At 60.1% G+C, this 25,836-nt stretch carries 29 protein-coding genes; 12 read left to right on the top strand and 17 right to left on the bottom strand.

Annotated elements, in window-relative coordinates:
• Positions 1-4: 4 nt before the first annotated feature.
• The 8 genes from arfB to IF654_RS14900 form a co-directional block, all read right to left on the bottom strand.
• Positions 5-418, bottom strand: a complete 414-nt coding sequence (gene arfB, locus IF654_RS14865) for an alternative ribosome rescue aminoacyl-tRNA hydrolase ArfB (RefSeq protein ID WP_047275997.1) — start codon at positions 416-418, stop codon at positions 5-7.
• Positions 419-508: 90 nt separating this feature from the next.
• Positions 509-1,927 carry an amino acid permease gene (locus tag IF654_RS14870; protein ID WP_047276137.1) on the bottom strand — a complete coding sequence of 473 codons (1,419 nt, stop codon included), beginning with the start codon at positions 1,925-1,927 and terminating at the stop codon, positions 509-511.
• 679 nt (positions 1,928-2,606) lie between these two features.
• The gene (gene rluB / locus IF654_RS14875) at positions 2,607-3,803 is read right to left on the bottom strand and encodes a 23S rRNA pseudouridine(2605) synthase RluB (RefSeq protein WP_047276000.1); all 1,197 of its coding nucleotides are present in this window, start codon (positions 3,801-3,803) and stop codon (positions 2,607-2,609) included.
• A 144-nt stretch (positions 3,804-3,947) separates the two neighbouring features.
• Positions 3,948-4,139 carry a DUF1289 domain-containing protein gene (locus tag IF654_RS14880; protein WP_047276002.1) on the bottom strand — a complete coding sequence of 64 codons (192 nt, stop codon included), beginning with the start codon at positions 4,137-4,139 and terminating at the stop codon, positions 3,948-3,950.
• Positions 4,140-4,193: 54 nt separating this feature from the next.
• The gene (gene scpB / locus IF654_RS14885) at positions 4,194-5,117 is read right to left on the bottom strand and encodes an SMC-Scp complex subunit ScpB (protein WP_047276004.1); all 924 of its coding nucleotides are present in this window, start codon (positions 5,115-5,117) and stop codon (positions 4,194-4,196) included.
• Between the two features lie 12 nt (positions 5,118-5,129).
• Positions 5,130-5,828, bottom strand: a complete 699-nt coding sequence (locus tag IF654_RS14890) for a segregation and condensation protein A (RefSeq protein ID WP_162841639.1) — start codon at positions 5,826-5,828, stop codon at positions 5,130-5,132.
• 128 nt (positions 5,829-5,956) lie between these two features.
• Positions 5,957-6,586, bottom strand: coding sequence for an L-threonylcarbamoyladenylate synthase (locus tag IF654_RS14895; protein ID WP_047276008.1), 630 nt, complete (start codon positions 6,584-6,586; stop codon positions 5,957-5,959).
• A gap of 13 nt (positions 6,587-6,599) precedes the next feature.
• Complete coding sequence (locus IF654_RS14900) at positions 6,600-7,463, bottom strand: PHP domain-containing protein (protein WP_047276010.1); 864 nt, start codon at positions 7,461-7,463, stop codon at positions 6,600-6,602.
• Positions 7,464-7,547: 84 nt separating this feature from the next.
• Here IF654_RS14900 and IF654_RS14905 point away from each other — a divergent pair, with 84 nt between their 5' ends.
• The 6 genes from IF654_RS14905 to IF654_RS14930 all read left to right on the top strand — a co-directional run bounded on the left by IF654_RS14905 (position 7,548) and on the right by IF654_RS14930 (position 11,629).
• Positions 7,548-8,144 carry a septation protein A gene (locus tag IF654_RS14905; RefSeq protein ID WP_047276011.1) on the top strand — a complete coding sequence of 199 codons (597 nt, stop codon included), beginning with the start codon at positions 7,548-7,550 and terminating at the stop codon, positions 8,142-8,144.
• A gap of 1 nt (position 8,145) precedes the next feature.
• Positions 8,146-8,445: a YciI family protein gene (locus tag IF654_RS14910; RefSeq protein WP_194862278.1), complete on the top strand. Its 300-nt coding sequence runs from the start codon at positions 8,146-8,148 to the stop codon at positions 8,443-8,445.
• A 111-nt stretch (positions 8,446-8,556) separates the two neighbouring features.
• On the top strand, positions 8,557-8,964 hold the full coding sequence (locus tag IF654_RS14915; protein WP_047276016.1) for an SH3 domain-containing protein: 408 nt from the start codon (positions 8,557-8,559) through the stop codon (positions 8,962-8,964).
• Between the two features lie 12 nt (positions 8,965-8,976).
• On the top strand, positions 8,977-9,654 hold the full coding sequence (locus IF654_RS14920) for a response regulator transcription factor (protein WP_047276018.1): 678 nt from the start codon (positions 8,977-8,979) through the stop codon (positions 9,652-9,654).
• 129 nt (positions 9,655-9,783) lie between these two features.
• The gene (locus tag IF654_RS14925; protein ID WP_047282797.1) at positions 9,784-10,215 is read left to right on the top strand and encodes a Spy/CpxP family protein refolding chaperone; all 432 of its coding nucleotides are present in this window, start codon (positions 9,784-9,786) and stop codon (positions 10,213-10,215) included.
• Positions 10,216-10,294: 79 nt separating this feature from the next.
• On the top strand, positions 10,295-11,629 hold the full coding sequence (locus tag IF654_RS14930; protein WP_047276022.1) for a sensor histidine kinase: 1,335 nt from the start codon (positions 10,295-10,297) through the stop codon (positions 11,627-11,629).
• A gap of 38 nt (positions 11,630-11,667) precedes the next feature.
• On the opposite strand, the gene IF654_RS14935 is transcribed toward IF654_RS14930, so the two are convergent.
• Positions 11,668-12,234, bottom strand: a complete 567-nt coding sequence (locus IF654_RS14935) for an NAD(P)H nitroreductase (protein WP_094987480.1) — start codon at positions 12,232-12,234, stop codon at positions 11,668-11,670.
• Positions 12,235-12,353: 119 nt separating this feature from the next.
• Between IF654_RS14935 and IF654_RS14940 the strand changes: the two genes are divergently transcribed.
• From IF654_RS14940 to IF654_RS14950, 3 genes are all read left to right on the top strand, one after another.
• Positions 12,354-13,808, top strand: a complete 1,455-nt coding sequence (locus IF654_RS14940) for a TrkH family potassium uptake protein (RefSeq protein WP_047276025.1) — start codon at positions 12,354-12,356, stop codon at positions 13,806-13,808.
• Between the two features lie 12 nt (positions 13,809-13,820).
• Entirely contained in the window at positions 13,821-14,573 is a 753-nt protein-coding gene (locus tag IF654_RS14945) for a helix-turn-helix transcriptional regulator (RefSeq protein ID WP_047276027.1), read from the top strand.
• A gap of 77 nt (positions 14,574-14,650) precedes the next feature.
• Positions 14,651-15,541 carry a DMT family transporter gene (locus IF654_RS14950; protein ID WP_094987479.1) on the top strand — a complete coding sequence of 297 codons (891 nt, stop codon included), beginning with the start codon at positions 14,651-14,653 and terminating at the stop codon, positions 15,539-15,541.
• Here the strand turns inward: IF654_RS14950 and IF654_RS14955 are convergent.
• Complete coding sequence (locus IF654_RS14955) at positions 15,535-15,822, bottom strand: Rdx family protein (RefSeq protein WP_047276030.1); 288 nt, start codon at positions 15,820-15,822, stop codon at positions 15,535-15,537. The genes IF654_RS14950 and IF654_RS14955 overlap by 7 nt on opposite strands.
• 71 nt (positions 15,823-15,893) lie before the next feature.
• Between IF654_RS14955 and IF654_RS14960 the strand changes: the two genes are divergently transcribed.
• Positions 15,894-18,077 (top strand): patatin-like phospholipase family protein, encoded by a 2,184-nt coding sequence (locus tag IF654_RS14960; protein WP_194862277.1) that lies wholly within the window; start codon positions 15,894-15,896, stop codon positions 18,075-18,077.
• 57 nt (positions 18,078-18,134) lie between these two features.
• On the opposite strand, the gene IF654_RS14965 is transcribed toward IF654_RS14960, so the two are convergent.
• Positions 18,135-18,569, bottom strand: coding sequence for a MarR family transcriptional regulator (locus IF654_RS14965; protein ID WP_194862276.1), 435 nt, complete (start codon positions 18,567-18,569; stop codon positions 18,135-18,137).
• Between the two features lie 117 nt (positions 18,570-18,686).
• On the bottom strand, positions 18,687-20,816 hold the full coding sequence (gene recQ, locus IF654_RS14970; protein WP_194862275.1) for a DNA helicase RecQ: 2,130 nt from the start codon (positions 20,814-20,816) through the stop codon (positions 18,687-18,689).
• Positions 20,817-21,088: 272 nt separating this feature from the next.
• On the opposite strand from recQ, the gene IF654_RS14975 reads away from it, so the two are divergent.
• Both IF654_RS14975 and IF654_RS14980 read left to right on the top strand, forming a co-directional pair.
• Positions 21,089-21,676, top strand: coding sequence for a UPF0149 family protein (locus tag IF654_RS14975; RefSeq protein WP_194862274.1), 588 nt, complete (start codon positions 21,089-21,091; stop codon positions 21,674-21,676).
• A gap of 7 nt (positions 21,677-21,683) precedes the next feature.
• Positions 21,684-22,082 carry a YbaN family protein gene (locus IF654_RS14980; RefSeq protein ID WP_194862273.1) on the top strand — a complete coding sequence of 133 codons (399 nt, stop codon included), beginning with the start codon at positions 21,684-21,686 and terminating at the stop codon, positions 22,080-22,082.
• Between the two features lie 27 nt (positions 22,083-22,109).
• On the opposite strand, the gene IF654_RS14985 is transcribed toward IF654_RS14980, so the two are convergent.
• From IF654_RS14985 to IF654_RS15000, 5 genes are all read right to left on the bottom strand, one after another.
• Entirely contained in the window at positions 22,110-22,712 is a 603-nt protein-coding gene (locus IF654_RS14985) for a tRNA-uridine aminocarboxypropyltransferase (RefSeq protein WP_047276041.1), read from the bottom strand.
• A gap of 393 nt (positions 22,713-23,105) precedes the next feature.
• A complete protein-coding gene (locus tag IF654_RS23130; protein WP_255163935.1) occupies positions 23,106-23,231 on the bottom strand; it encodes a PA1414 family protein in 126 nt (41 codons plus the stop codon).
• Between the two features lie 206 nt (positions 23,232-23,437).
• Positions 23,438-24,367: a DMT family transporter gene (locus IF654_RS14990; protein WP_047276042.1), complete on the bottom strand. Its 930-nt coding sequence runs from the start codon at positions 24,365-24,367 to the stop codon at positions 23,438-23,440.
• A gap of 49 nt (positions 24,368-24,416) precedes the next feature.
• Positions 24,417-24,821: a DUF2177 family protein gene (locus tag IF654_RS14995; protein WP_047276044.1), complete on the bottom strand. Its 405-nt coding sequence runs from the start codon at positions 24,819-24,821 to the stop codon at positions 24,417-24,419.
• Between the two features lie 25 nt (positions 24,822-24,846).
• Positions 24,847-25,683 (bottom strand): CvfB family protein, encoded by an 837-nt coding sequence (locus IF654_RS15000; RefSeq protein ID WP_047276046.1) that lies wholly within the window; start codon positions 25,681-25,683, stop codon positions 24,847-24,849.
• Positions 25,684-25,836 lie beyond the last annotated feature (153 nt).

Here is a 25,836-nt window from a genome sequence, read left to right on the forward strand (position 1 = left end):
GCACCTAGAAATCCACTTTGCCGCGCCCCGCCTTTAGGTTGCCGCGCTTGCTCTTGGACTCCAGCCGACGGGTTTTTGACCCCAACGTCGGCTTGGTCGGGCGACGCTTTTTCTCAACCTTGGTCGCACTGACGATCAGCTCAAGCAACCGCTCAAGGGCATCGGCGCGGTTTTGCTCCTGGGTGCGGTATTGCTGCGCCTTGATAATCAACACGCCATCGCCGGTAATCCGACTGTCACGCAGCGCCAGCAACCGCTCTTTGTAGAACGGCGGCAAGGACGAGTTGGGGATGTCGAAGCGCAGGTGCATGGCGCTTGAAACTTTGTTGACGTTCTGCCCGCCCGCCCCTTGGGCGCGGATGGCCGTGAGTTCGATCTCGGCGTCGGGGATGTGGACGTTGTTGGAGATGACCAGCATTAAAAAGGGTCCTTGATCAGGGCGTGCAGGATACCCCACAAACGACAAACCCGGCGCAATGGCCGGGTTTGTCATGACCAACCGCTCAGCTTATTTGGCTGAACTGTAAGCGGCTGCCGAGGCGTGTACCTCGCGCTTGCTCTTGATCAGGTAGCAGACCCACATGAAGATCACCCACACCGGGATCGCGTAAACCGACACGCGGATGCCGGGGATCATCAGCATGATGACCAGGATGAACGCCACGAACGCCAGGCAAATGTAGTTGCCGTAGGGGTACCACAGGGCCTTGAACAACGGGGTTTGCGCCGTTTTGTTCATGTGCTGGCGGAACTTGACATGGGAGAAGCTGATCATCGCCCAGTTAATCACCAGGGTGGCAACCACCAACGACATCAGCAGTTCCAGGGCGTCGTGGGGCATCAGGTAGTTAAGCAGCACCGCGATAACCGTGACCGCCGCCGACGCCAGAATCGAGTTCACCGGCACGCCACGCTTGTCGATTTTGGACAGTACTTTTGGCGCGTCACCTTGCTGGGCCATACCCAATAGCATGCGGCTGTTGCAGTACGTGCCGCTGTTGTACACCGACAACGCTGCGGTCAAGACCACAAAGTTGAGGATGTGTGCCGCGGTGTTGCTGCCCAGCATCGAGAACACTTGCACAAACGGGCTGCTGCTGTAGCTGTCGCCACCGGCGTTCAGGGTTTCAAGCAGCGAATCCCACGGCGTCAGGGACAACAGCACCACCAGGGCACCGATGTAGAAAATCAGGATGCGGTAAATCACCTGATTGATCGCTTTAGGGATCACGGTGCGCGGCTTGTCGGCTTCAGCGGCGGTGAAACCGAGCATTTCGAGCCCGCCGAAAGAGAACATGATGAACGCCATGGCCATCACCAGACCGGTGGTGCCATTGGGGAAGAAGCCACCGTGCTCCCACAGGTTGCTGACCGACGCTTGCGGGCCGCCGCTGCCACTGACCAGCAAATAGCTGCCCAGCGCGATCATGCCGACAATGGCCACGACCTTGATGATGGCGAACCAGAATTCAGCCTCGCCAAAGACTTTGACGTTGGTCAGGTTGATGACGTTGATCAGCACGAAAAACGCCGCCGCCGAGGCCCAGGTCGGGATCTCGGGCCACCAGTAGTGCACGTATTTACCGACCGCAGTCAGCTCCGACATGCCCACCAGAATGTACAGCACCCAGCAGTTCCAGCCCGACATGAAGCCGGCGAAACCGCCCCAGTATTTGTGTGCAAAGTGGCTGAAAGAACCGGCTACCGGTTCTTCGACGATCATTTCGCCCAGTTGGCGCATGATCATGAAGGCAATAAAGCCGCAGATCGCATAGCCCAGAATCATCGACGGGCCCGCCGATTTCAGGACCCCGGCCGAGCCGAGGAACAGGCCTGTACCAATCGCGCCACCGAGGGCGATCAGTTGGATATGACGATTTTTCAGGCCGCGTTTAAGCTCGCCCGAATGCGAGGTTTGTCCACTCATTGAAAAGGGTCCCACACAAGGTTTGATGTCGTTCAGTGCGTTTTCGCTTGAGCACCGGCAGTGATCGAAGGGTCTACAACACAAATCAAACCCCAGCGCAGGCGCCAGGAATCCAAGGTTGTTTCACGAGTCATGCGTCACCTGTTTGTTTTTATCTGTGACGGAATCGAACCCGCAATGCTTATGGCATTGCGGAGTTTACAAGGCGGGTTTGCCTTGAGGTTTTGGCCAATCAGCACATCGCCGAGCAGCGCAAAATGCGCGGGTACGCAATTGAGTCACAGGTAAAACGCCGCGCATTGTACACCTGCTCGAAGGCAAGATCCCATCACACCGCCGCTTGCAACACGAAACAAGCCGCAGATGCGGCCTCAAACGTCACAAATCTGTAAAACGCGGAACATTTTCTATACACAAACCGAATAATTCACGGCCGAGGGCGATAAACGGCGCAGAACGTCACGTTTACTTGACGCTTTGTAACGTTTTTTTGCCACCCTAAACGCCCTGCGGTGCTCAGCGACCGATTGCCGCAGGCCTAATTCATTGATTTTCAATGATTACCGGGCGTTGCGTGGGCGCTTCAACGCCGCGACCACAATGCCCCCACGGAACGACGTGGGCAGGCAAAAAAAAACGCCAACCCGAAGGTTGGCGTTTTTTTAACAGCGTTAAACGCTTATTGCGGCTTGCGACGACCGAAGCCAGGGCGCTGACCGGAACCTGCCGGTGCGCCACGACGCTTGCCGGACGGCGCATCGTCAACCAGCTTTGGCCCCTGACGGGACGGCTTGGTCGGGCGCTTGTTCACTTCGCTCGGGCGCTCGGCAACCGGCGCACCGCGACCGGCCGGCACACGGTCCGTGCGACCGGCAGGCTTGCGTGCAGGACGCGCGGCCTCGTCACGGGCCGGGCGACCCGGACGCTCGCCTTCAATGTGCGGCTGACGCGCAGGACGCGGGGCTGCAGGCTCACCGTTGGCAGGGCGCAAGGTACGGGCAACACGATCAGCGCGTGCCACAGGACGCGACGACTTACGCTGCATACGCTCAAGCTTGTCTTTGCTCTTGGCGTTCATCTCAGGCATGGCCACCGGCGTGAGGCCGACTTCAGCACTGAGGATATCCACCTCGTACTGACTCATTTCACGCCAGCGACCCATCGGCAAGTCCGAGTTCAGGAACACCGGACCGAAACGCACGCGCTTCAGGCGGCTGACCACCAGCCCCTGGGATTCCCACAGACGACGCACTTCACGGTTGCGGCCTTCCATCACCACGCAGTGGTACCAGTGGTTGAAACCTTCGCCGCCCGGTGCCTGCTTGATGTCGGTAAAACGCGCCGGGCCGTCTTCCAGCACCACGCCCGCCTTGAGGCGTTCGATCATCTCGTCATCCACTTCACCACGCACACGTACCGCGTATTCACGGTCCATTTCGTAGGACGGGTGCATCAGGCGGTTGGCCAGCTCACCGTCAGTGGTGAACATCAGCAAGCCGGTGGTATTGATGTCGAGACGGCCGATGTTGATCCAGCGGCCTTCTTTAGGGCGCGGCAGCTTGTCGAACACGGTTGGACGGCCTTCCGGGTCGTCACGGGTGCAGATCTCGCCATCGGGCTTGTTGTACATGATCACGCGGCGCACCGATTCGGCGGCCTCTTCGCGCTTGATCACTTTGCCATCGATGGAAATGGCGTCATGCAGGTCAACGCGCAAACCCAGCGTTGCATCCTTGCCATTGACCTTGATCCGGCCCTGGCTGATCCAGGCCTCTACATCGCGGCGCGAACCGACGCCAATACGGGCGAGGACTTTTTGCAGTTTCTCGCCTGCTGGGCCAATTTCCTGGTCGTCTTTAGGGGTTAAATCACTCATCTGGGCACCTCCCGGTGTGTCAATTCAGGCGGGCGCCTGAAGTGTTGAAAATGGGCCTTGGCACACGACTGCGCGCCAAAGGGTCGCGAATCATACGCTGATCTTGCGTGTTTCGCATCAAAGGCCGGGCCTGTTCTGCCCGGTCTATTTCTTTTTCCGCCGGCCGGTGGCGTCAAGCGTGAGCAAACGCAGGTCGGCTTGCGCCAGCACGGCTCGCTTTTCGTCTTTGTCGAGCTTTTTCCAGGCCTTGATTTCACGCTGGGTGCGTCCGCAACCGATACAGACGTCCTCGCAGAACTTGCAGACGCCGATGCAGGGATCTTTGATTGAACTCATCAGCTGTGCTCCCGTTACGTGTTGTCGGTGAGAACGTGCGGGCGCGAGGCCGGATCACTCTTCGCGTTCGAGACGCTCCTGCTCGATGGCGTCGGCCAGCGCCCTCGCTTCGGCCTCTTCGTCGCTCAGCGCGGGCGGCAACTCCAGCGCCGCCACCGCCGCCAGCAACTGGCTGCGCGCCTGCTCGGCATCGCTTGGCTGCAGGGCGGGTGCGGTTTGAGGCTCAACCGCACCGTCAGGCGTGAACGCCTCTTTGGCCAGGTCCTCACGCAGCAAGTCGTCAAAGTCGATTTTCAGACCTTCCTCCATGGAGTCCAGTTCCGTCAGCAAGGTACGGAAGCTGGTTTCGTCCTTTGGCTCCTCGGGCTCGGCACTTTCGTCCGCCAATGCCTGAATGTGCTCGGGCACAGGCGCATCGTCGAAATCGAGAATCGGGTCGGGCTCCAGCTCGCGCAATTCGGCCAGCGGCGGCAGGTCGTCGAGGTTTTTCAAGTTGAAGTGGTCGAGAAATGCCTTGGTGGTGGCAAACATCGCAGGACGGCCCGGCACTTCGCGATAACCCACCACGCGAATCCACTCACGCTCGAGCAGGGTTTTGACGATGTGGCTATTGACCGCCACACCCCGCACGTCTTCGATCTCGCCACGGGTGATCGGTTGGCGATAGGCAATCAGCGCCATGGTTTCGAGCATGGCGCGGGAGTAACGCTGCGGCCGCTCTTCCCACAATCGCCCGACCCAAGGCGAAAACGTGTCGCGGATTTGCAGGCGGTAACCGGACGCCACCTCTTTGAGTTCAAAAGAGCGGCCGTCGCAGGATTTGCGCAGCAGTTCCAGCGCTTTTTTGAACACCGGCGGCTCTGGGCGCTCGCCTTCTTCAAACAGCTCAAACAAACGCTCAAGGCTTTGCGGCTTGCCCGAGGCCAACAGAAACGCCTCCAGCAACGGGGCCAGCTCGCGGGGATCAGTCAAATTCATGGTTTCAGCTCTTTATTCGGCTCGCGCCCGCACATGGATCGCCGCGTAGGGCTCGTTTTGCACCAACTCGATCAAGGACTCCTTGACCAGCTCCAGGATGGCCATAAACGTTACCACCACCCCCAAACGCCCTTCTTCCGCTGTAAACAACTCGACAAAGGGCACAAAGCCACCACCCTTCAGGCGTTCCAGTACATCGCTCATGCGCTCGCGGGTGGACAGGGCCTCGCGGCTGACCTGATGGCTTTCAAACATGTCAGTGCGGCGCAGCACCTCGGCCATCGACATCAACAACTCTTCAAGCGCCACGTCCGGCACCAGCTTGCGCGCCCGGGCCTGGGGGGCATCAAGCTTGGGCACAAACACGTCGCGCCCTACCCGCTCAAGGCCATCAATGCCTTCGGCCGCGGCTTTGAAACGCTCGTACTGCTGCAAGCGACGAATCAGTTCGGCACGCGGATCGCCCTCATCCTCTTCCACCTCGGCCGAACGCGGCAGCAGCATGCGCGACTTGATTTCGGCCAGCATGGCTGCCATCACCAGATATTCGGCGGCCAACTCCAGGCGCACGGTCTTCATCAGCTCGACATAGCCCATGTACTGGCGAGTGATTTCCGCCACCGGGATGTCGAGGATGTCGATGTTCTGTTTGCGGATCAGGTACAGCAGCAAGTCGAGCGGGCCTTCGAACGCGTCGAGAAACACCTCCAGCGCATCCGGGGGGATGTACAGGTCTTGCGGCATTTCAATGACGGCCTGGCCGTAGACCATGGCGAACGGCAGCTCTTGCTGCGCATCGGCTTGCGGGTCTACCGGTTCAATCACTTCAACGTCAGACATCAGGCCTCGACCATAAAGGGCGTCGGATCACCGCAGCCGACCCGTACCACCTGCGGCTCGTCGTCCACCAGACTGATCACGGTGCTGGCTTTGTGCCCACCGAAACCGCCATCAATGATCAGGTCGACCTGTTTTTCCAGCGCATCGCGGATTTCGTACGGGTCTTCCATCGGCTCGGTTTCACCCGGCAGAATCAACGTCACACTCATCAACGGCTCGTCCAGTTCAGCCAGCAGGGCCAAGGCCAGCGGATGGCTGGGCACGCGCATGCCGATGGTACGCCGCTTGGGGTGCAGCAGCAGGCGCGGCACCTCACGGGTGGCGTTGAGAATGAAGGTGTACGGCCCCGGCGTATGGGCCTTGAGCAACCGGAACGTGCCGGTATCGACCTTGGCGAACAGGCCCAGTTGCGACAGGTCGCTGCACATCAAAGTGAAGTTGTGCTTGTCGTCCAGATTACGCAGGCGCTTGATGCGTTCGATCGCATGCTTGTCGCCCATCTGGCAACCGACCGCGTAGGACGAATCGGTGGGGTAAATCACCACACCGCCTTTTTTAATGATCTCGACCGCCTGTTTGATCAGACGCGGCTGAGGATTCTCCGGATGAATATGGAAAAATTGACTCACGTTGTGTACCTGTTCAGACGTTGGCTGTGGGCGGGTCCAGTTTGAAACGGGACCACAAAGGCGGCAGGTCGTCCGGTAGCGGGCGGTATTCGCCAATCTCGGACCAGCCTCCCGGGCCATGAAAATCGCTGCCGGCCGTCACCAGCAAACCGAACTCACGGGCGAGAATCGCCAGGCTGCCCACTTGATCAGCAGGTTGATAGCCATTGACCACCTCGATGGCGTGACCTCCCGCTTGAATATAGTCGCCAATCAGACGCCGACGCTTGCTGCGGGTGAAATCGTAGTGCGAGGGGTGCGCCAGGCTGACCCAGGCCCCGGCTGCCCGCAAAGTGCCCACGGTCTCTTCCAGGGTCGGCCAATGCTGCTTGACGTCGCCCAACTTGCCCGCGCCCAGCCATTTGCGAAACGCTTCGGCGCGGTCCTTGACGTAACCGGCGCCCACCAGAAAATCAGCGAAATGCGGACGTGCCGGGGCATTACCGCTGTCACCCAGCGCCGCCTGAATGGCGCGGGCGCCTTCGAGGGCGCCGGGCATACCTTTAAGGGCCAGCTTGCGGCTGATCTCTTCGGCGCGCAGCCAACGACCTTCATGGAGCGCCGCAATGGCCTGCACCAGCGCCGGGGCCTGCACGTCAAAACCGTAACCCAACACATGAATCGTGGCGCCGCCCCAGGTGCAGGACAGTTCAACGCCGTTTACCAGCTGCATGTTCAGCGCCTGAGCCGCTGTGCGGGCCTCATCAAGGCCCTCAAGTGTGTCGTGATCGGTCAGGGCCAGGACTCGCACACCTTTCTCGTACGCACGCGCCACCAGAACCGCAGGCGCCAAAGCGCCGTCCGACGCTGTGCTATGGCAATGCAAGTCAATTTCCACGGGAATTTAATAACCTCTAGCTGACGCTTTCGCTGTCATTGATGTTTGTTATTATGCCGCCACATCCTGCTTCTGGCTGCCACTGTGAAACAATTCATCGACTTCATCCCGCTGCTCCTGTTTTTCATCGTCTACAAAATCGAACCCCGCATCGTCGAGATCGCCGGCCATAGCCTGACCTTCGGCGGCATTTTCAGCGCGACCGCCATGCTGATCGCCAGCTCTGTGGTGGTGTACGGCATTCTGTTTTTCAAACAACGCAAACTCGAAAAAAGCCAATGGCTGACGCTGATTGCCTGCCTGGTATTCGGCAGCCTGACGCTGGCGTTCCACAGCGAGACCTTCCTCAAATGGAAAGCGCCCGTGGTGAACTGGCTGTTTGCCCTGGTGTTTGCCGGTAGCCACTTTATTGGCAACACCCTGCTGATCAAACGCGTCATGGGCCACGCCCTGACCCTGCCGGATGCGGTGTGGACACGCCTGAACCTGGCGTGGATCGCCTTCTTTGTGTTCTGCGGCGCCGCCAACCTGTTCGTGGCGTTCACCTTTCAGAGCATCTGGGTCGACTTCAAAGTCTTCGGCAGCCTCGGCCTGACCGTGCTGTTCCTGGTAGGTCAGGGCATTTACCTGTCGCGCCACCTGCATGATTCCGACACTCCAACCTCCAAAACCGAGGATTGACATGCTCTACGCAATCATTGCCACTGATGTCGCCAACTCCCTTGAAGCACGTCTGGCGGCTCGCCCGGCGCACCTTGAGCGCTTGCAGCAACTCAAAAATGAAGGCCGGGTGATCCTGGCTGGCCCGCACCCGGCCATCGACAGCAATGATCCGGGCGCGGCCGGCTTCAGCGGCAGCCTGATTGTCGCCGAGTTCGACTCGCTGAGCGCCGCGCAGGCGTGGGCCGACGCCGATCCGTACATCGCAGCGGGCGTCTACGCCCATGTGATCGTCAAACCGTTCAAGCAAGTCCTGCCTTAAACCTGATATGCAGCGAAGCCGCCTTCGCGGCTCGCTGCATGTTTCTCGCCTCATTATTCCCGATCAACGGCCGACAACCTCTCCGAATCCCGTCAGGAATGAGGAGTTGCGATGCGCCAAGGTTTGCTGTGTGTGCTGTTGATCATGTTCTCGCTGGGCCACCTCGCCCAAGCTGAAGACGCTCCCGCCCCCGATAATTCCGTGCCGCTCTCATTGAGTGCTGGCGCGCGCATCACTGACTTGCAACAGCGCCTGGACGACAGTGAACGCCTGCGCGGCGAGCTGAGTCAGGCCCTGAAAAATGCCGACGCCTCCCGCGAAAGCAGCCAACTGGCGCAACTGCGCAAGGAAAACCAGCAGCTCCGGCAGCAGCTCGACAAAACCGCCTCCAACCCCGGTTTTAAACTGCTGACTGATTCGCAACAGTGGTTTGTGATTGGTGGCGCAGTTGCCCTATTGGCCCTACTCTGCGGTATCTTCGCCGGCGGCGGACGTAAACAGCGTCGGCAATGGCTATAAATAGAGTGAGTCATGAGCGACCTGTTACTGATAGATGATGACCAGGAGTTGTGTGAACTCCTGACCAGTTGGCTGAGCCAGGAAGGTTTTCACGTGCGCGCCTGCCACGATGGTTTGAGCGCACGCAAGGCGTTGAGCGAATCAAGCCCTGACGCCGTGGTCCTGGATGTCATGCTGCCCGACGGCAGCGGCCTGGAGCTGCTCAAACAATTGCGCAACGACCATCCCGACTTGCCGGTGCTGATGCTTTCGGCCCGGGGCGAGCCGCTGGACCGCATTCTGGGGCTGGAACTGGGGGCCGATGACTACCTGGCCAAGCCGTGCGACCCACGGGAACTGACCGCGCGCCTGCGTGCCGTGCTGCGCCGCAGCCACCCGGCGCCCGCGTCGAGCCAGATGGAGCTGGGCGACCTGTGCTTCAGCCCGATGCGCGGCGTGGTCACCATCAACCAACATGACATCACCCTGACCGTCTCCGAAAGCCGCATCCTCGAAGCCCTGTTGCGCCAGCCGGGTGAGCCGCTGGACAAGCAGGAACTGGCGCAACTGGCGCTGGGCCGCAAACTGACGCTGTATGACCGCAGCCTGGACATGCATGTCAGCAACCTGCGCAAGAAGATCGGCCCGCACCCCGACGGACGCCCGCGCATTGTGGCGCTGCGCAGCCGCGGGTATTTCTATAGCGCTTGACGCGCCTGTGTAAACCCGACGCAACCCCCTCTTTACTCAAGCTTTACGCTTGGCTGACAGCGCTTGACCTTGATCTCCCTAAACTGAGCGCATCCGGATTCACCGGAACGTACTAAAAGGAGACACACCATGCGTAAGACGCTTATTGCTTTGATGTTTGCTGCAGCACTGCCAACCGTCGCAATGGCCATGCCCGGTGGCGAAGGCCCAATGGGGCCACGTCACGGCGGTGAACACCATGGTCGCGGCGACGCACCTTACAGCCAACTGGACTTGACCCGCGAACAGCGCCAGCAAATCGGCAAGCTGATGGGCGAGCAAATGCACGAACGCAAGCAGTTGGTCGACAAATACCTGGAAAAACTGCCAGCCGCTGATCAAAAAGCGCTGAAAGACGAAATCGCAGCCAGGCACGAAAAAACCCAGAAAGACATTCGTGCCCTGCTCAAGCCAGAACAGCAAAAACGCTTCGACGAGATGCAAAAGCAGCGCGCCGAACGCAAGGCTGAGTGGAAAGAGTTCAAAGACTGGAAAGCACAGAAAGACCAAAAAGCGCAATAATCCGCGCACTTGCCAAGCCCAACGGCCCCCCAGCCGTTGGGCTTTGCGCGTTTCACTCACGTCACGATGAGGACCTACCGTGCGATCACTGTTTTGGCGCATTTTAGCCAGCTTTTGGCTGGCGATAGCCTTGGTCGCCGGGCTGTCACTCTTGCTGGGGCATATGCTCAACCAGGACGCGTGGATTTTGAGCCGTCACCCCGGCATTTCAAATCTGGCTCAGGAATGGACCCAGCGCTATGAAACCCAGGGCGCAGACGCTGCCCAGCAATTTCTTGAGCGGCGCAAGCGCCGCTATCACATTGACGTGCAGGTGCTCAACGAAAGCGGCGACCCCGTGGTGCGCGGCACCTTCCCGCGCCGGGCGGCTGCCTGGGAGGCTCGCCAGCATCCGGGCGAAGACCCGCTGCCATGGCGTCGCCTGACCGTCGAATACACCAGCCCGCAAACGGCCGACACGTACCTGCTGATTTACCGCATCCCGCACCCCGAACTGGACGCCTGGCACCGTCAAAGCCTGATCTGGCCGCTGAGTGCGCTGGGCATTGCGCTGGTGGTGCTGACCCTCTTCAGCCTGCTGGTGACCCTGTCCATCACCCGCCCGCTCAGCCGCCTGCGCGTGGCCGTGCATGACTTGGGGCAAACCACCTACCAGCAGAACAGCCTGGCGCGACTGGCTTCGCGGCGCGACGAGTTTGGCGTACTGGCCACCGACTTCAACCGCATGGGCGCGCGCCTGCAAAGTTTGATCAGCAGCCAGCGTCAACTGCTGCGCGACGTGTCCCACGAGCTGCGTTCACCCTTGGCGCGCTTGCGCATCGCATTGGCGCTGGCTGAACGCGCGGGCCCCGAAGAACGCGAAAAGCTATGGCCACGCCTGACCCGTGAATGTGACCGGCTGGAGTCCCTGATCAGTGAAATCCTGACGCTGGCCCGGGTCGACGCCGATCAGGCCAGTGCCGAGCACGTTGACCTCAACCCCTTGCTGCACAATCTGCAAAAAGACGCGGCGCTGAGCGCACCGGAGCAACGGGTTGAGGTGGCGGCCGAGCCGGGGCTGAGCCTGACAGGCTGGCCCACCATGATTGAGCGCGCGGTGGATAACCTGCTGCGTAACGCGCAACGCTTCAATCCGCCCGGCCAGCCGATTGAGTTGAGGGCGTATCGGGAAGGGGAACACATCAACGTGAGCGTGCGCGATCACGGCCCGGGGGTAGCACCCGAGCACCTGGCACAACTGGGCGAGCCGTTCTTTCGCGCGCCCGGTCAGGCGGCCGCCGGCCATGGCCTTGGACTGGCCATCGCGCGGCGCGCCGCCGAACGCCATGGCGGAAGACTGATGGTGGCCAACCATCCCGAAGGCGGGTTTATCGCCACGCTGGAGTTGCCGCTCATCCCCGACGGCAACCTGTGACGCAGCCCTGCGCCGCCCCTCAGCGAGGGGGCTGGCGATCAGTTGGCAGCTGACCACACCTGGACGTAGTCGGCCGTATCGACCTTGGGCGCATCGCGCATTTCTTTAAGCGGTGTGCCCAGGTAGAGGAACGCGATAATTTCTTCGCCTGCTTGCAAGCCCAACGCGGCGGTGACCAACGGGGCATGGGACAACTCGCCCGTGCGCCACACAGCGCCAATGCCTTGAGCATAGGCCGCCAGCTCAATGGCGTGCGCCGCACAGCCAGCGGTAATCAACTGCTCGGTTTTGGGCACTTTGAAGTGATCCTGCAAGCGTGCAATCACCACCACTACCAACGGCGCACGCAGCGGCATGGCACGTGCTTTATCCAGCGCAGCCTCGGTCACTTCGCCACCCTGGGCCTGCACGGCCTGCGCCAGAACCTCACCCAAACGGTTGCGCGCCTGGCCTTCGATGCTCAAAAACCGATAAGGGCGCAATTGCCCATGATCCGGCGCGCGCAGGGCGGCCGCAAACAGTACGTCACGTTGCTCGGCCGTGGGCCCCGGTTCAACCAGGCGCGGGGCAGAAACACGATTGAGCAAAGCGTCGAGAGCCTCCATTGGCCACCTCCTGAAGAAAATGTGCGGCTATTCTAACGGTATCTCCTCAACGTCTGGCGGTTTACATAGCCAGACCCACAGGTAGAATGGCGCCCCTCTTTCATGCCCGAGCTGACTTCATGGCGTTGCCGACTCTACGCATCATCGGTTTTGTAATCGGCATCTTCCTGATTACGTTGGCAATCAGCATGGCCGTGCCCATGCTCACCCTGGTCATTTATGACCATCTGGGCGATCTGCCGTCCTTTCTGTGGGCCAGCCTGATTACCTTCGTCGCCGGTCTTGCGCTGGTACTGCCGGGTCGTCCCGAGCAAGTGCACCTGCGCCCGCGTGACATGTACCTGCTGACGGTGTCGAGTTGGGTCATCGTGTGCATCTTTGCCGCGCTGCCGTTTTTGCTCACCCAGCACATCAGTTACACCGACTCGTTCTTCGAAAGCATGTCCGGCATCACCGCCACCGGCTCCACCGTCCTGAGCGGCCTGGACACCATGTCCCCCGGCATTCTGATGTGGCGTTCCATGCTGCACTGGCTCGGCGGCATCGGGTTTATCGGCATGGCGGTAGCGATCTTGCCGTTGCTGCGCATCGGTGGCATGCGCCTGTTCCAGACCGAATCCTCGGACCGCTCCGAAAAAGTCATGCCGCGTTCCCACATGGTGGCGCGCCTGATTGTGGCGACCTACGTCGGCATTACGATCATCGGCAGCCTCGCATTCTGGTGGGCCGGGATGAGCGTGTTCGATGCGATCAACCATGCCATGTCCGCCATTTCCACCGGCGGGTTCTCGACCTCCGATCAGTCGCTGGCCAAATGGTCGCAACCGGCGGTGCACTGGGTGGCCATCGGCGTCATGATCATGGGCAGCCTGCCGTTTACGCTCTATGTCGCCACACTGCGCGGTCACCGCAAGGCATTGATCAAGGACCAGCAAGTGCAAGGCCTGCTCGGCCTGTTGGTGGTGACTTGGCTGGTGCTCAGTGCGTGGCTGTGGTGGACCACCCACATGCCGTGGTGGGACGCGTTCCGTCACGTGGCGCTGAACGTGACGTCAGTGGTCACGACCACCGGTTTTGCGCTGGGCGACTACAGCCTGTGGGGCAATTTCTCCCTGATGCTGTTTTTCTATCTGGGCTTCATCGGCGGCTGTTCCGGCTCGACAGCGGGCGGCATCAAAATCTTCCGCTTTCAGGTTGCGTACATCCTGCTCAAGGCCAACCTTAATCAGTTGATTCACCCGCGCGCCGTCATCAAACAGAAATACAACGGCCATCGGCTCGACGAAGAAATCGTGCGCTCGATTCTGACGTTTTCGTTCTTCTTTGCCATCACCATCTGCGTGATTGCACTGGCGCTGTCGCTGCTGGGGCTGGACTGGATGACCGCCTTGACCGGCGCAGCCAGCACGGTGTCCGGCGTGGGGCCGGGGCTGGGCGAAACCATTGGCCCGTCCGGCAACTTCGCCAGCCTGCCCGATGCAGCCAAGTGGATCTTGTCGCTGGGCATGCTGCTGGGGCGACTGGAGATCATTACCGTGTTCGTGTTGTGCATCCCGGCCTTCTGGCGGCACTGATCAGAGGTCGGCATGGGGCACATTCTTTCGCTGCGCCACTACCGTGAAGACGTGATTGCTCACGTCCACGACCATGCGCAAGTGGTGATCAATGTGTCCGGCGCCCTCGATGTTGAAATCGAGGGCCGCGCCAGCCTGTTACGCCAGCAGCACGTCATGGTGATCCCTGCCGGTGCTCACCATGCGTGCGACAGCGCACAAGGCAGTCGCTGCCTGGTGCTGGATGTGCCTGATGAGCAATGGCTGAAAGACACGCTGGGCAGCCACGCCGAGGCCAGCCGACGGCTGCTGGGCACCGCGGGCCAACACACCCTCGACCCGCGCCAGGAGCAATTGGTGCAGTGGCTCGCCGCCAGCCCGGTCGCGGACCCGTTGATCGCCCGGCAAGGGGCGATCCTGTTGCTCGCCAGTTTGAACACGCCCGCGCAGAGCCCCCGTGCACACCTGCCTTTTGCCAGGCTTGATGCCTACATCGACCAGCATGCGGCTTACCCGTTACAAGTGGCGGATCTGGCGCAGGTGGCAGATTTGTCCTGCGCCCGCTTGCACAGTCGCTTTATCAGCGAATGCGGGCAAACGCCCATGGAATATGTACGCCAGCGCCGTCTGCGCCAAGCGTTGTACCTGTTGCGCCAGACCTCGCTGGCAGTGGGTGACGTGGCCAGCCGCGTCGGTTACGGTTCACAAAGCGCCTTTGCGGCTGCCATGTTGCGCGAGTTCGGCGCGTCCCCCAGCGCATTGCGCCGCGAGCCTGACGACAATTGATCGCCGTTTGGCGACAGACAACGGCTCGCCCGACGCTCTAGACTGCACGCCATGCCTCATACCACTCAAGGACTGTGATGACTCCGCGTACTGCCCTGGGCGCCTTGCATATCGGCGCGTTGATGTTTGGCCTGACCGGCGTATTCGGCAAACTCGCGGCGGCTTCGGCCGCTGTGATTGTGCTGGGACGCGCCGGCTTTGCAGTCATCGCCCTCGCCGGCTTTGCCGCCCTGTCCAGACGTACGCGCTGGTATTCGCTGACGCTCAAAGACGCCCGCAGCCTGCTGATTAGCGGAGGGCTACTGGCGGCACACTGGGTGAGTTTTTTTGTCGCGGTCAAAGTGGCCGGGGTTGCCATTGCCACGCTGGGCTTTGCCAGTTTTCCGGCCTTTACCGTGTTGCTCGAAGGGTTGATTTTTCGCGAGCGCATTCACTTCAACGAAGGGGTGCTGGTGATGTTGGTCAGCGTCGGGCTAGTTCTGGTCACCCCCAGTTTTGACCTGGCCAGTCAGGCCACAGAAGGCCTGTTGTGGGCCATCGCCTCCGGCCTGACGTTTTCATTGTTGTCCCTCAACAACCGCGCCAATGCCGGTCGCGTCCCCGCCGTGCAAGCGGCCATGTGGCAAAACGCTGTGGTTGCCCTGTGCCTGCTGCCGTTTGCCGCCCCGCAACTGAGCAGCGTTCGCCCGCTCGACTGGCTGTGGATCGGGCTGCTCGGCGTGCTGTGCACCGGCGTCGCCCACAGCCTGTTCGTGGCCAGCCTCGCGGTGATCAAGGCCCGCACAGCCGCGGTGGTGTTCGCGTTAGAGCCGGTGTATGGCATCACGCTGGCGTGGCTGTTGTTCCACGAAACCCCGACCCTGCGCATGTTGCTGGGCGGTGCGCTGATCATCATCGCGATTGTGGTGTCCAGCCGCCTGGCCAGCAGCCCTGCCCCGGCCACGGTAAAACTCGACGCCGCTCACTGAACCCGGTCGTTGTGCCCCAGGTCGCGTTGCGGGTCAATCTGGTCCCGCACCCGCTGCTTGAGCACCTTGGCCTCCGGGAAGCCACCGTCGGCTTTGCGCTCCCAGATCTGCACGCCGTCACAGGTGATGCGAAATACCCCGCCCGTGCCGGGTTCCAGCGCCACACGCCCCAGATCGTCTGCAAAGGTGCTGAGCAGTTCCTGGGCCAGCCACGCGGCGCGCAGCAGCCATTGGCATTGGGTGCAATAGGTGATGACAATGTACGGCTTGTTGACTGACATGATTTGGAAAGCTCGTGGAAAGAAAGGCGCCGCTATAATAGCCGCCTTTGTCGCTTGCCCAGAGATTCACGATGCGCCGCCTGCTCTGTTGTTTACTGCTTTGCCTGTGCCCACTGATGCTGTTTGCCGCCGAAAAAACGCAGCCGAAAATCGGGCTCGTGCTCTCGGGCGGCGCCGCACGCGGCCTGGCCCACGTCGGTGTGCTCAAGGCGCTGGAGGAGCAAGGTGTCCGCATTGATGCCATCGCCGGCACCAGCATGGGCGCTGTGATCGGCGGGCTCTATGCCTCGGGTTACAAGATTGAAGAGCTGGAAAAGCTCGCCCTGGGCATCGACTGGCAAGAGGCCCTGTCCGATGCACCGGCGCGCGAGGACGTGCCATTCCGGCGCAAACAGGATGACCGCGACTTTCTGGTCAAGCAAAAACTGAGTTTCCGTGACGATGGCAGCCTGGGCCTGCCGCTCGGCGTGATTCAGGGGCAAAACCTGTCATTGCTGCTTGAAAGCCTGCTGGCACACAGCAGTGATGTGCGCGATTTCGACAAGCTGCCGATCCCGTTTCGCGCCGTCGCCACTGACATCGTCAACGGCGAGAAAGTGGTGTTTCGCAAAGGCCATCTTCCGCAAGTGATCCGCGCCAGCATGTCGATCCCGGCCGTGTTCGCCCCGGTCGAGATCAACGGGCAACTGCTGGTGGACGGAGGCATGGTGGACAACATCCCGGTGGATGTTGCCCGCGAAATGGGGGTAGACCTTGTGATCGTGGTCGACATCGGCACGCCATTACGCGGCCGCAAGCAACTGAACACGGTATTCGACATCCTCAATCAATCCATCACGCTGATGACCCGCAGCAACTCCGAAGTGCAATTGGCCTCCTTGACCCCGAACGACATCCTGATCCAGCCCGCGCTGGCCAGTTATGGCGTGACGGACTTTGGCCGCTCGCAGGAAATCATCGACGCCGGCTACCGCGCCACCCAGGTTCTGGCCAACCGCATGAGCGGTATGCGCCAACCTTCCGATGCCCAGCTCAATGCGGCGCGTGCCCCTGAAGAGCGCACCCCGGTCATCACCGCCATCAAGATCGAAAACGATTCGAAAATTGGCGACTCGGTGATTCGCTACTACATCCGCCAACCTGTGGGTGAGCCGCTGGATCTGGGCCGTTTGCAACGGGACATGGGCACGTTGTACGGGCTGGATTACTTCGAACAAGTGCAGTACCGCGTGGTGCACAAGGGCAAAGAGCGAACCCTGGTCATCAGCGCACGCGGCAAACGCAGCGGCACTGACTACCTGCGGTTGGGGCTTAACCTGTCCGACGACATGCGCGGCGACAGCGCCTTCAACATCGGCGCCAGTTACCGGGTAAACGGCATCAACACCTTGGGCGCCGAATGGCTGACCCGGGTGCAGATCGGCGATCAGCAAGAGCTCTATAGCGAGTTCTACCAACCGCTGGACGCCGGCTCGCGGTACTTTGTCGCCCCCTACCTGCATGCACAGTCACAGAACGTCGAAGCCATTCTGGACAACGACCCGATCGCCGAATACCGACTGGAGCGCTACGGTTTTGGCCTGAATTTGGGACGTCAAATCGGCAACAGCGGTGAGATCCGTCTGGGCGTTGGTGAGGCGTGGGGTAAAGCGGACGTGAGAATTGGCGAACGCGACCTGCCGAGCACCAGCTTCAACGAAGGCTTCTATGACATTAAGTACTCATTTGACTCGCTGGATAACGTGTACTTCCCCCATGAAGGCGAAGACATTGGCCTGAGCGTGCGTCAGTTCGACCCGGCGCTGGGCTCGGACGATCGTTACCGCCAGTGGGAATTCCATCTGGACAAAGCGCTGAGTGCCGGGCCCAACACCTGGATTCTGGGTGGCCGCTACGGCCGCACGCTGGACAAGGCTGAAGTGGTGACTTCCAGCTTCCTGCTGGGCGGCGCACGGCAACTGTCAGGGTTTCGTCAGGACGCCCTCTCGGGGCAAAACATCAGCCTGATGCGCGCCGTGTACTACCGCCGGCTGACGCCGCGCTCGTACTTGCCGTTTGATTTCCCGTTGTACGCGGGGGCCTCGCTGGAGCGCGGGCGCGCCTGGAACAACGACAATGAATTCGACAGCGGTTACATCAATGCAGCCAGCGTTTTTATCGGGTTCGACACACCGCTCGGCCCGCTCAACTTCAGCTATGGCTTTAACGATGATGATCAGAAGGCGCTGTATTTGAATCTGGGGCAGACGTTCTAAGGTCTGTATGCGGGGGCTGGCGCAGACAGTGCCAGCCCCCGCAGGGAAGGCAGCTACTCAGTTTTTTTCGAGGTTGTCGAGGATGCGCTTATGCACCCGCAAGCAGATGCGTTGTTCTTCTTCGGTAATGCCGACGAACAACTCCTGGCGCAGGGCCGAAGCAATGGCCTCAATCTGGCCGATCAACGGCCGTGCGGTTTCACTCAAAACGATTTTTTTCGCCCGCCGGTCTTCCATCACCGCATGGCGCTGCACCAGGCCTTGGGCTTCAAGACTGTCAAGCAAACGCGCCAGTGTTGGCCCTTCGACGCCAACGCTTTGCGCCAATTCACGCTGAGTGGGCGCTCCTTCAAAACGGGCCAGGTGCAACAGCACCAGCCAGCGCGCCTGCGACAACCCCAGACCCGCGAGGCGCCGATCCAATTCGGCACGCCAACCGCGAGACATTTGGGCCAGTTGCATACCGAAACGGTGTTGATCGGTTAAAGGCATAAAAAACTCAATGATTAGACTGAAATAGAGTGAAACTAATTGTTAGCCAGCTAAGCATGGAGCTTGTCAATAGGCAAGACCCTGAAGTCACTGAAACGTTACCTATCGCGATTTGATTTAAATTTCAAACTCCGATTGCAAGGCAGCGCGCACGCAATACAGCACACCTTCCGGCACGCGACCTTTGAATTGCTCAGCGATGCTGGCCACGCTCGGCAGCTCACCTTCACCGTCGAGGAACGCGTCCTGGACTTCTTCCATGAGCGCTTCTGGCAGGTCCAGCGCCTGCTCAAGCGAGAGTTCCTGACGGCCAATGGCTTCGGCCAGCATTGTGTAAACATTCTTTTCAGAACACTGCAACTGACCGGCGATCTGCATCGGCGTCATGCCTGCGCGCGCCAGACTAATCAGCTCGTGGCGAATATCGGCCACCACTTTCGGCGTTTCGGCCTGACCGCCCAGCACCTCAAGGAACGCCTCGCCGTAACGCTCCAGCTTGCGCGCACCAATGCCGCTGACCTTGGCCATGTCGGACAACGAGGTGGGCTGGCTGCGCAGCATTTCCAGCAAGGTTGAGTCGGGGAAGATGACGTAAGGCGGCACGCCGTGTTCTTCGGCCAGCTTGCGGCGCAATGCCCGCAGTGCTTCCCATTGTTCGCGCTCTTCGCCACGCACCAGCTGGCTGGCCGGGCTGGCAGAACTGCTGCGCACCGTGGTTTGCGGTTTGAGTTCGCGGCGCAGTTCAAGGGTCACTTCCCCGCGCAGCAACGGCCGGCAGCTGTCGCTCAGGCGCAACCCGCCGTAGCCCTCGATATCAATGTCAGCCAGACCACGGGCCACCAGCTGTCGGAACAAGGTGCGCCACTCGCCTTCAGAGCGATCTTTGCCGACGCCGAATACCGACAAATGCTGATGGCCGAAACTGCGAACCTTTTCATTGTCACGACCCAGCAACACGTCGATCAAATGACCGGTGCCGTAACGCTGCCCCGTGCGATAGATCGCTGACAACGCCTGCCGCGCCGGTTCGGTGGCGTCCCAGGTTTGCACGCCATCGACACAGTTGTCGCAATGCCCGCAAGGTTGCGGCATGTCTTCATCGAAGTAAGCCAGCAGGGTCTGACGGCGGCAGCGGGTTTCTTCACACAGGGCGAGCATGGCATCGAGCTTGTGATGCTCAAGACGCTTGTGGCGCTCGTCGCCCTCGGAGTTTTGCAGCATTTGCTTGAGCATCACCACGTCTTGCAGGCCATAAGCCATCCATGCATCGGCCGGCAAACCGTCACGACCGGCGCGGCCGGTTTCCTGGTAATACGCCTCAAGGGACTTGGGCAAATCCAGGTGCGCGACAAAACGTACGTTGGATTTGTCGATGCCCATGCCGAACGCGATGGTCGCCACCATGATCAGCCCTTCCTCGTTCAGAAAGCGCTTCTGGTTCGATGCACGGGTTTCGCTGGGCAATCCGGCGTGATAAGGCAGTGCCGGGAAGCCCTGATCACAGAGAAATTGAGCGACTTCATCCACTTTTTTGCGCGACAGGCAATACACAATGCCCGCATCACTGCGCCGCTCGGAGAGAAATGCCAGCAACTGCTTGCGCGGCTGCTCTTTGGGCACGATGCGGTAAAAGATGTTCGGGCGGTCAAAACTCGACAGAAACCGCTCGGCGTTTTGCAGGTGCAGGCGGGTGACGATTTCTTCACGGGTACGCTTGTCGGCGGTGGCGGTCAGGGCGATGCGCGGCACCTGGGGAAACATCTCGGCCAACTGGCCCAATTGCAGGTATTCCGGGCGGAAGTCATGGCCCCACTGGGACACGCAATGGGCTTCGTCGATGGCGAACAGCGCGATATCAAGGCTCTGCAAAAACGCCATCATGCGCGGCTGCACCAGGCGTTCGGGCGCCAGGTAGAGCATTTTCACTTCGCCACGCTTGATGCGGTTGGCCAGGTCACGCTGCTGCTCGGCGCTCAGCGTCGAGTTCAGTGACGCGGCTGCCACACCGAGTTCTTCAAGGGTGGCAACCTGATCGTCCATCAGGGCGATCAAAGGTGACACCACCACCGCCAAACCATCACGCAACAAGGCCGGGACCTGGAAGCACAAGGATTTGCCGCCGCCGGTCGGCATCAGCACCAACGCGTCGCCGCCTCTGGCCACGCGCTCAATGATGTCACCCTGACGGCCACGGAAACTGTCGTAGCCGAAGATGTCTTTGAGTACGCGTTGAGCCTGTTCGAGCATAGAAACTCCAGAAATCGCTGAAACACCCCTGCGCACGCGGGGCGTCCGGCGCGGCCTCGGGCCTGTTCAAGGGCCCGGGCACACAGCGCGGGACGCACTGCATCCAGCGCAGGGCATCACAAAACGCGGCAGTATACCCGAGCGCTCTACTGCGCAGGGCCTTGTGATTGCATGACCGATCACCGGGAAGTGATGGCAAATGCGCCCTGCGGCTGGCCTGCGGGCTCAAGAAAGCCTAGAATTCGGCATCGTATATTTTCTAGGTAGTCCTAATGTCCTTCGCTGAGCAACTAACCCGCCTGCAAGTCTTCCTCGACGCTGACGATCTGCATGACGAGGCGCTGGACTACGTGGCCACCCACGGCTTTCTGACCGCCCTCTCCATTTGCGCCGAGGAAGTCCCGGAGCGCGAGTGGATCGACGCCGTTTTCTCCGAGTCGCCGCAGTACAAAGATGATGCCCAGCGCGAAGAAATCGAAACCACACTGGTTCAGCTCAAGGCTCACATCGCCCGCCAACTGGCGTCGGACGAAGAGTTCGAGCTGCCCTGCGACCTTGACCTGGGCGATGATCCGGACGATTCCGAGCTGCGCGGCTGGTGCATCGGCTTCATGGAAGGCGTCTTCTTGCGTGAAGCAGCCTGGTTTGAAACCGCTGAAGATGAAGTCAGCGAAATGCTTCTGCCGATCATGGTGGGTTCGGGCCTGTTCGACGAGCAACCGGAGTTCGAAGACATCGCCAAGGACGCTAACCTGATGGACGACATGATCGTTCAGATCCCCGAAGCGCTGACCGCCCTGTACCTGTTGTGCCAGGCACCTGACGAAAAACCGGCGATTCTCAAGCCTCGCCATCACTGAGAGATCAGTGACTAACCCCTTACCCGGCAACCGGCCCCGGTTGCTGCGCTACACACTGTTCGCCATCGGCTGGCTGAGTGTAGCGCTGGGGGTTATCGGTATTTTCCTCCCCGTTTTACCCACCACGCCGTTTCTGCTATTGGCCGCCGCCTGTTTCGCCCGCAGCTCCCCGCGCTTTTATCAGTGGCTGGTGGATCATCCGCGACTGGGCCCGTGGATACGCGATTACCTGGACGGCAACGGTATCCCGCTCAAAGGCAAAGTCTATGCCATCGGTTTGATGTGGTTGAGCATTGGCGTGTCGTGCTACCTGGTGCCGCTCCCTTGGGCGCGCGGCTTCTTGCTGCTCAGCGCCGTGCTGGTCAGCCTTTACATCCTGCGGCAAAAAACCCTCGAAAAGCCCTGACACGCCCTCGCCCTCGACCGCACCTGATTAAGTCTGCCCATGGTTACGCTGGAAGGTGTCGTGGCCCATGGCGGCAATCTGCCCCTCGATCAATGCTTCAAACGGGCGCAGCAGGGGTGTGAAAGAGTGGGGAGCTTCAAGAATGTCCAGGGTTTGCACAATGGCTTCCAGCGTGGACAGCGCCCCTGGCCCCGGTGCCTTGCGCAAGCGATACCGCGACACAGCCCCCGGCGCCAGCGTCACCCGCGGCAGTTGCGCCAAAAGCGGGTTGAGGTGCAGCAGCTTGCGCGCTTTGCGCCACGTGCCGTCCGGCACCACCAGTAACCACGGCTGACTGTCCTCTGAAGACGATGGCGTTTCGATCAACTGCGCATCGTCCCCCGGAAATAACAGCCGCGCCTGATAACCCGGCGGGTTGAGCAGCACGTCCAGATCGTCAAATGTTTCACCGACCCGCAGTTCGGCGTTTTTCAGCCCCAGCGCGGCCAGGCGTGCCGTGTTGAGGGCATGGTTGACTTCGCTCGGGTGCTGCAACAGCAAGACCCGGGTGCGGCTGTCCAGCTGTGGGATCAGTTCGCACAGACAGTGGGATTGGGGGCGCAAGCAACGAGGGCATTGGGCTCGGGACATGGGGCAAAAACTCTTCAGGATGGATAGCGCTGCGCATTCAGCAGATCGTGGATCGTGGATCGTGGATCGGTTGAATCGCGGGCGCCGTTACTCGGCGCTTTTTACAGGAAACAGGCCAGCGGTTCATGCGCCATCAGCCACATGAGCCTGGGTTTTATTACAGCGCGGGTGTTTTTTACAAGGAGGGCCTGCATGCCAAGACGCCGATCGGCTACGGCCTGGTCGTTATCGGGGCGGGTTTCGTACGGGTCAGCCTACGGGCGCCCTGCCCCCAGTATCCGACGCAAGGTGATGAATGTGTTTGGCTCAATACCAACGGCAGCGGGTGCGACAACGGAGGTCGCTCCCGTTTTTTCAAGACAGCCAACCCCTGCGTCGAGCGCAGGCGTGAGCTTAGCGGCGGCGTTGCGGGGGGCGACGCGGTTCGTCGACAGGAATCGGCACAGGTTGCAGCGGCGGCTCGATCAGGCCCAGCGCTACGCCCACGTCATGGAGCCAGCTTTGCAGTTTGTCTTTCATAGATCCCCCTTGGGGTGACAACGGCGACCTTCAATCTTTGGTCGCTTCGTACAGATAATAGTCCTAAGTCCTACGCAATGCTTGCCCGAAGTCAATGAACTTTAGGCTAATCTCGCCCCACTCTGACTCATGCAGGGGCAGCAAGTTGCACTGAAGGCATTACGCCATGTTGCAGCCACCGACTCCGCGGCCGGCGATGCCATCGGTCAATGGCCCAGCAGCGTGCGCAGACGCCGACGCAACCACTGCTCAGCACTGACGAATGTGATACCGAACAGCACCAGAATGGCACCCACGACAAAATTGAAACTCAGCGGTTCGTCGAGCACCAGCACGCCAAAGGTCACGCCAAACAGTGGGGTCATGAACGAGAACACCGCCAGGTTGGACGCCAGATAACGTTTGAGCATCCAGAACCACACCAAATAGCTGAAAAACGACACCACCAGCCCTTGAAACAGCACACTGGCCACCGCCACGGTGCTGAGGCTGACGTGGCTGATCTGGCCACTGGCTGCCGCGATCACCAACAACCCGACAAAGCCGACCATCAATTGGTAAAACAGCGTCAGGGTGACCGGTGCTTCAGACAGTCGCGAGCCCCGCACCACCACCGTCGTCGCACCCCAGGCCATGCCGGCCAAAATCCCGCAGGCATCGCCCAGCAGCATGTTGCGATCCATGTCGGCCAACGACACGCCGCCCGCGAAAGCAAACACGATGCCGAGGAACGCGAGAAAGATCCCCAGCCACTGCAACGGGCGCAAGCGCTCACTGGGCAACAGCCAGTTGACACCCAGTGCAGTAAAAATAGGGGCGGTGTAAAGGAAGACCGACATATGCGCAGCGCTGGTCAATTGCAGACCTTCGGCAATGAAGAAAAACTCCAGACCGAACAAACTGCCGGCCAGCAAACCGGCGCGCCACGTGGAAGGCACCTGGCTCCAGCCGCCTTTGCAGCAGATCAGCACACCCACCAGCAATGCCGCAATGCCCGAGCGGGCGGCCGCCTGCATCACGGGCGCAATATCGGGAGCGGCCATTTTGATGACCACTTGCTGCACGCCCCAGATCAAACAAAGGCCCAGCATCACTTGCAAGGCAAACGAATCCGTAGGCCGCCGCGAAACACTCATATCAACACCCTGGATCCATCAACAAACGCATCGGGCCACCACGTGTGCATCACGCGGCCATTTTGCGGGCAGTCCAATAACCGGAAAGTGAGGCCAGGCAGGTCAACAGCGTCCCCCAGGCCATGTCCATCAACGCCAACTGCGCCGACCAGCCATTGAGGGTGGCCCAGTTGGTCATGTCATAGGTGCCGTAGGCGATCAACCCGAAAAACGCGCCGGTGACCGCCGCCCTGCGCGCACTGCCCTGGGCCAGCGCCGGGCGCACGACAAAAAACACCACGCCCGCCACATACAACAAGTAAAACACGGCTGCCGGCCCCCAATTGGGAGATGCCAGCATCAGGGGGCCGAACAGCTCTTTATAGGTAGAGCTCATGAGCACACCCAACCAAAGGCCGTCGAGAATCAGAAAAGCCAGTAATACGCCGCTGTACGCCCACACACTTTTCCTCATCTCGACAGCCCTCTTGGCAGGTGGATCAGATCAATTCGATACGGTCCGGATGGATCGTAATCTTGCCTTCCTTGTACAACGAACCGATGGCTTTCTTGAAGTTGCCCTTGCTCACACCAAACAGGCTGCTGATCAACTCGGGGGCACTCTTGTCGCTCACCGGGAGCACGCCATCATGTTCACGCAACTTGCCGAGGATCTTGGAATTCAGGCTGCTGGCGGCTTCTTGACCGACGGGCTGCAAGCTGAGGCTGATCTTGCCATCGGCGCGAATCTCTTTGATGAAGCCTTTCTCTTGCTTGCCTGCACGCATGAACTTGAAGATTTCATTCTTGTGAATCAAGCCCCAGTGCTTGTTGTTGATCACTGCCTTGAAACCCATGTCAGTGGCTTCAGCCACCAGCAAGTCGACTTCCTGACCCACCTGATAGTTGGCAGGGGTTTTATCCAGGTAGCGATCCAGACGCGCAGTGGCCGTAATACGACGGGTGTGTTTGTCCAGATAGACATGCACCACCACGTATTCGCCCGCCTTCATCTGGCGTTTTTCTTCCGAATACGGCAGCAGCAAATCCTTGGGCAAGCCCCAATCCAGGAAAACGCCGATGCTATTAACTTCCACCACTTTAAGACTGGCGAATTCACCCACCTGAACTTTTGGTTTTTCAGTGGTGGCAATTAACTTGTCATCGCTGTCTAAATAAACAAATACGTTGAGCCAATCTTCATCTTCACTGGGAATATCTTTGGGAATATAACGATTGGGTAACAGGATTTCCCCGTCAGCCCCGCCATCGAGATACAAACCAAAGTGAGTGTGTTTAACCACTTGCAAACTGTTGTAGCGACCGATTAAAGCCATGTCCAATACCCTCATTACGTGGGCGGCATTCTACCCGAGTTTGGGCGGGCACACCGAAGCGGCAAGGGCCAGGCCTGAAAAAATCTGCGCCACGCCTGATTTAGCGGCATGTACGGGCATTTCCGGCTGCCGCTCGTCAGTGCGCAGCCACTC

Origin of the sequence: Pseudomonas lundensis (assembly GCF_015377145.2) — a bacterium.
GTDB lineage: Bacteria > Pseudomonadota > Gammaproteobacteria > Pseudomonadales > Pseudomonadaceae > Aquipseudomonas > Aquipseudomonas lundensis.

Coding starts and splice junctions, on each gene's coding strand:
- arfB (WP_047275997.1), bottom strand. CDS start 418: ATGCTGGTCATCTCCAACAACGTCCACATCCCCGACGCCGAGATCGAA.
- IF654_RS14870 (WP_047276137.1), bottom strand. CDS start 1,927: ATGAGTGGACAAACCTCGCATTCGGGCGAGCTTAAACGCGGCCTGAAA.
- rluB (WP_047276000.1), bottom strand. CDS start 3,803: ATGAGTGATTTAACCCCTAAAGACGACCAGGAAATTGGCCCAGCAGGC.
- IF654_RS14880 (WP_047276002.1), bottom strand. CDS start 4,139: ATGAGTTCAATCAAAGATCCCTGCATCGGCGTCTGCAAGTTCTGCGAG.
- scpB (WP_047276004.1), bottom strand. CDS start 5,117: ATGAATTTGACTGATCCCCGCGAGCTGGCCCCGTTGCTGGAGGCGTTT.
- IF654_RS14910 (WP_194862278.1), top strand. CDS start 8,146: ATGCTCTACGCAATCATTGCCACTGATGTCGCCAACTCCCTTGAAGCA.
- IF654_RS14915 (WP_047276016.1), top strand. CDS start 8,557: ATGCGCCAAGGTTTGCTGTGTGTGCTGTTGATCATGTTCTCGCTGGGC.
- IF654_RS14920 (WP_047276018.1), top strand. CDS start 8,977: ATGAGCGACCTGTTACTGATAGATGATGACCAGGAGTTGTGTGAACTC.
- IF654_RS14925 (WP_047282797.1), top strand. CDS start 9,784: ATGCGTAAGACGCTTATTGCTTTGATGTTTGCTGCAGCACTGCCAACC.
- IF654_RS14935 (WP_094987480.1), bottom strand. CDS start 12,234: ATGGAGGCTCTCGACGCTTTGCTCAATCGTGTTTCTGCCCCGCGCCTG.
- IF654_RS14940 (WP_047276025.1), top strand. CDS start 12,354: ATGGCGTTGCCGACTCTACGCATCATCGGTTTTGTAATCGGCATCTTC.
- IF654_RS14945 (WP_047276027.1), top strand. CDS start 13,821: ATGGGGCACATTCTTTCGCTGCGCCACTACCGTGAAGACGTGATTGCT.
- IF654_RS14950 (WP_094987479.1), top strand. CDS start 14,651: ATGACTCCGCGTACTGCCCTGGGCGCCTTGCATATCGGCGCGTTGATG.
- IF654_RS14955 (WP_047276030.1), bottom strand. CDS start 15,822: ATGTCAGTCAACAAGCCGTACATTGTCATCACCTATTGCACCCAATGC.
- IF654_RS14960 (WP_194862277.1), top strand. CDS start 15,894: ATGCGCCGCCTGCTCTGTTGTTTACTGCTTTGCCTGTGCCCACTGATG.
- IF654_RS14965 (WP_194862276.1), bottom strand. CDS start 18,569: ATGCCTTTAACCGATCAACACCGTTTCGGTATGCAACTGGCCCAAATG.
- recQ (WP_194862275.1), bottom strand. CDS start 20,816: ATGCTCGAACAGGCTCAACGCGTACTCAAAGACATCTTCGGCTACGAC.
- IF654_RS14975 (WP_194862274.1), top strand. CDS start 21,089: ATGTCCTTCGCTGAGCAACTAACCCGCCTGCAAGTCTTCCTCGACGCT.
- IF654_RS14985 (WP_047276041.1), bottom strand. CDS start 22,712: ATGTCCCGAGCCCAATGCCCTCGTTGCTTGCGCCCCCAATCCCACTGT.
- IF654_RS23130 (WP_255163935.1), bottom strand. CDS start 23,231: ATGAAAGACAAACTGCAAAGCTGGCTCCATGACGTGGGCGTAGCGCTG.
- IF654_RS14990 (WP_047276042.1), bottom strand. CDS start 24,367: ATGAGTGTTTCGCGGCGGCCTACGGATTCGTTTGCCTTGCAAGTGATG.
- IF654_RS14995 (WP_047276044.1), bottom strand. CDS start 24,821: ATGAGGAAAAGTGTGTGGGCGTACAGCGGCGTATTACTGGCTTTTCTG.
- IF654_RS15000 (WP_047276046.1), bottom strand. CDS start 25,683: ATGGCTTTAATCGGTCGCTACAACAGTTTGCAAGTGGTTAAACACACT.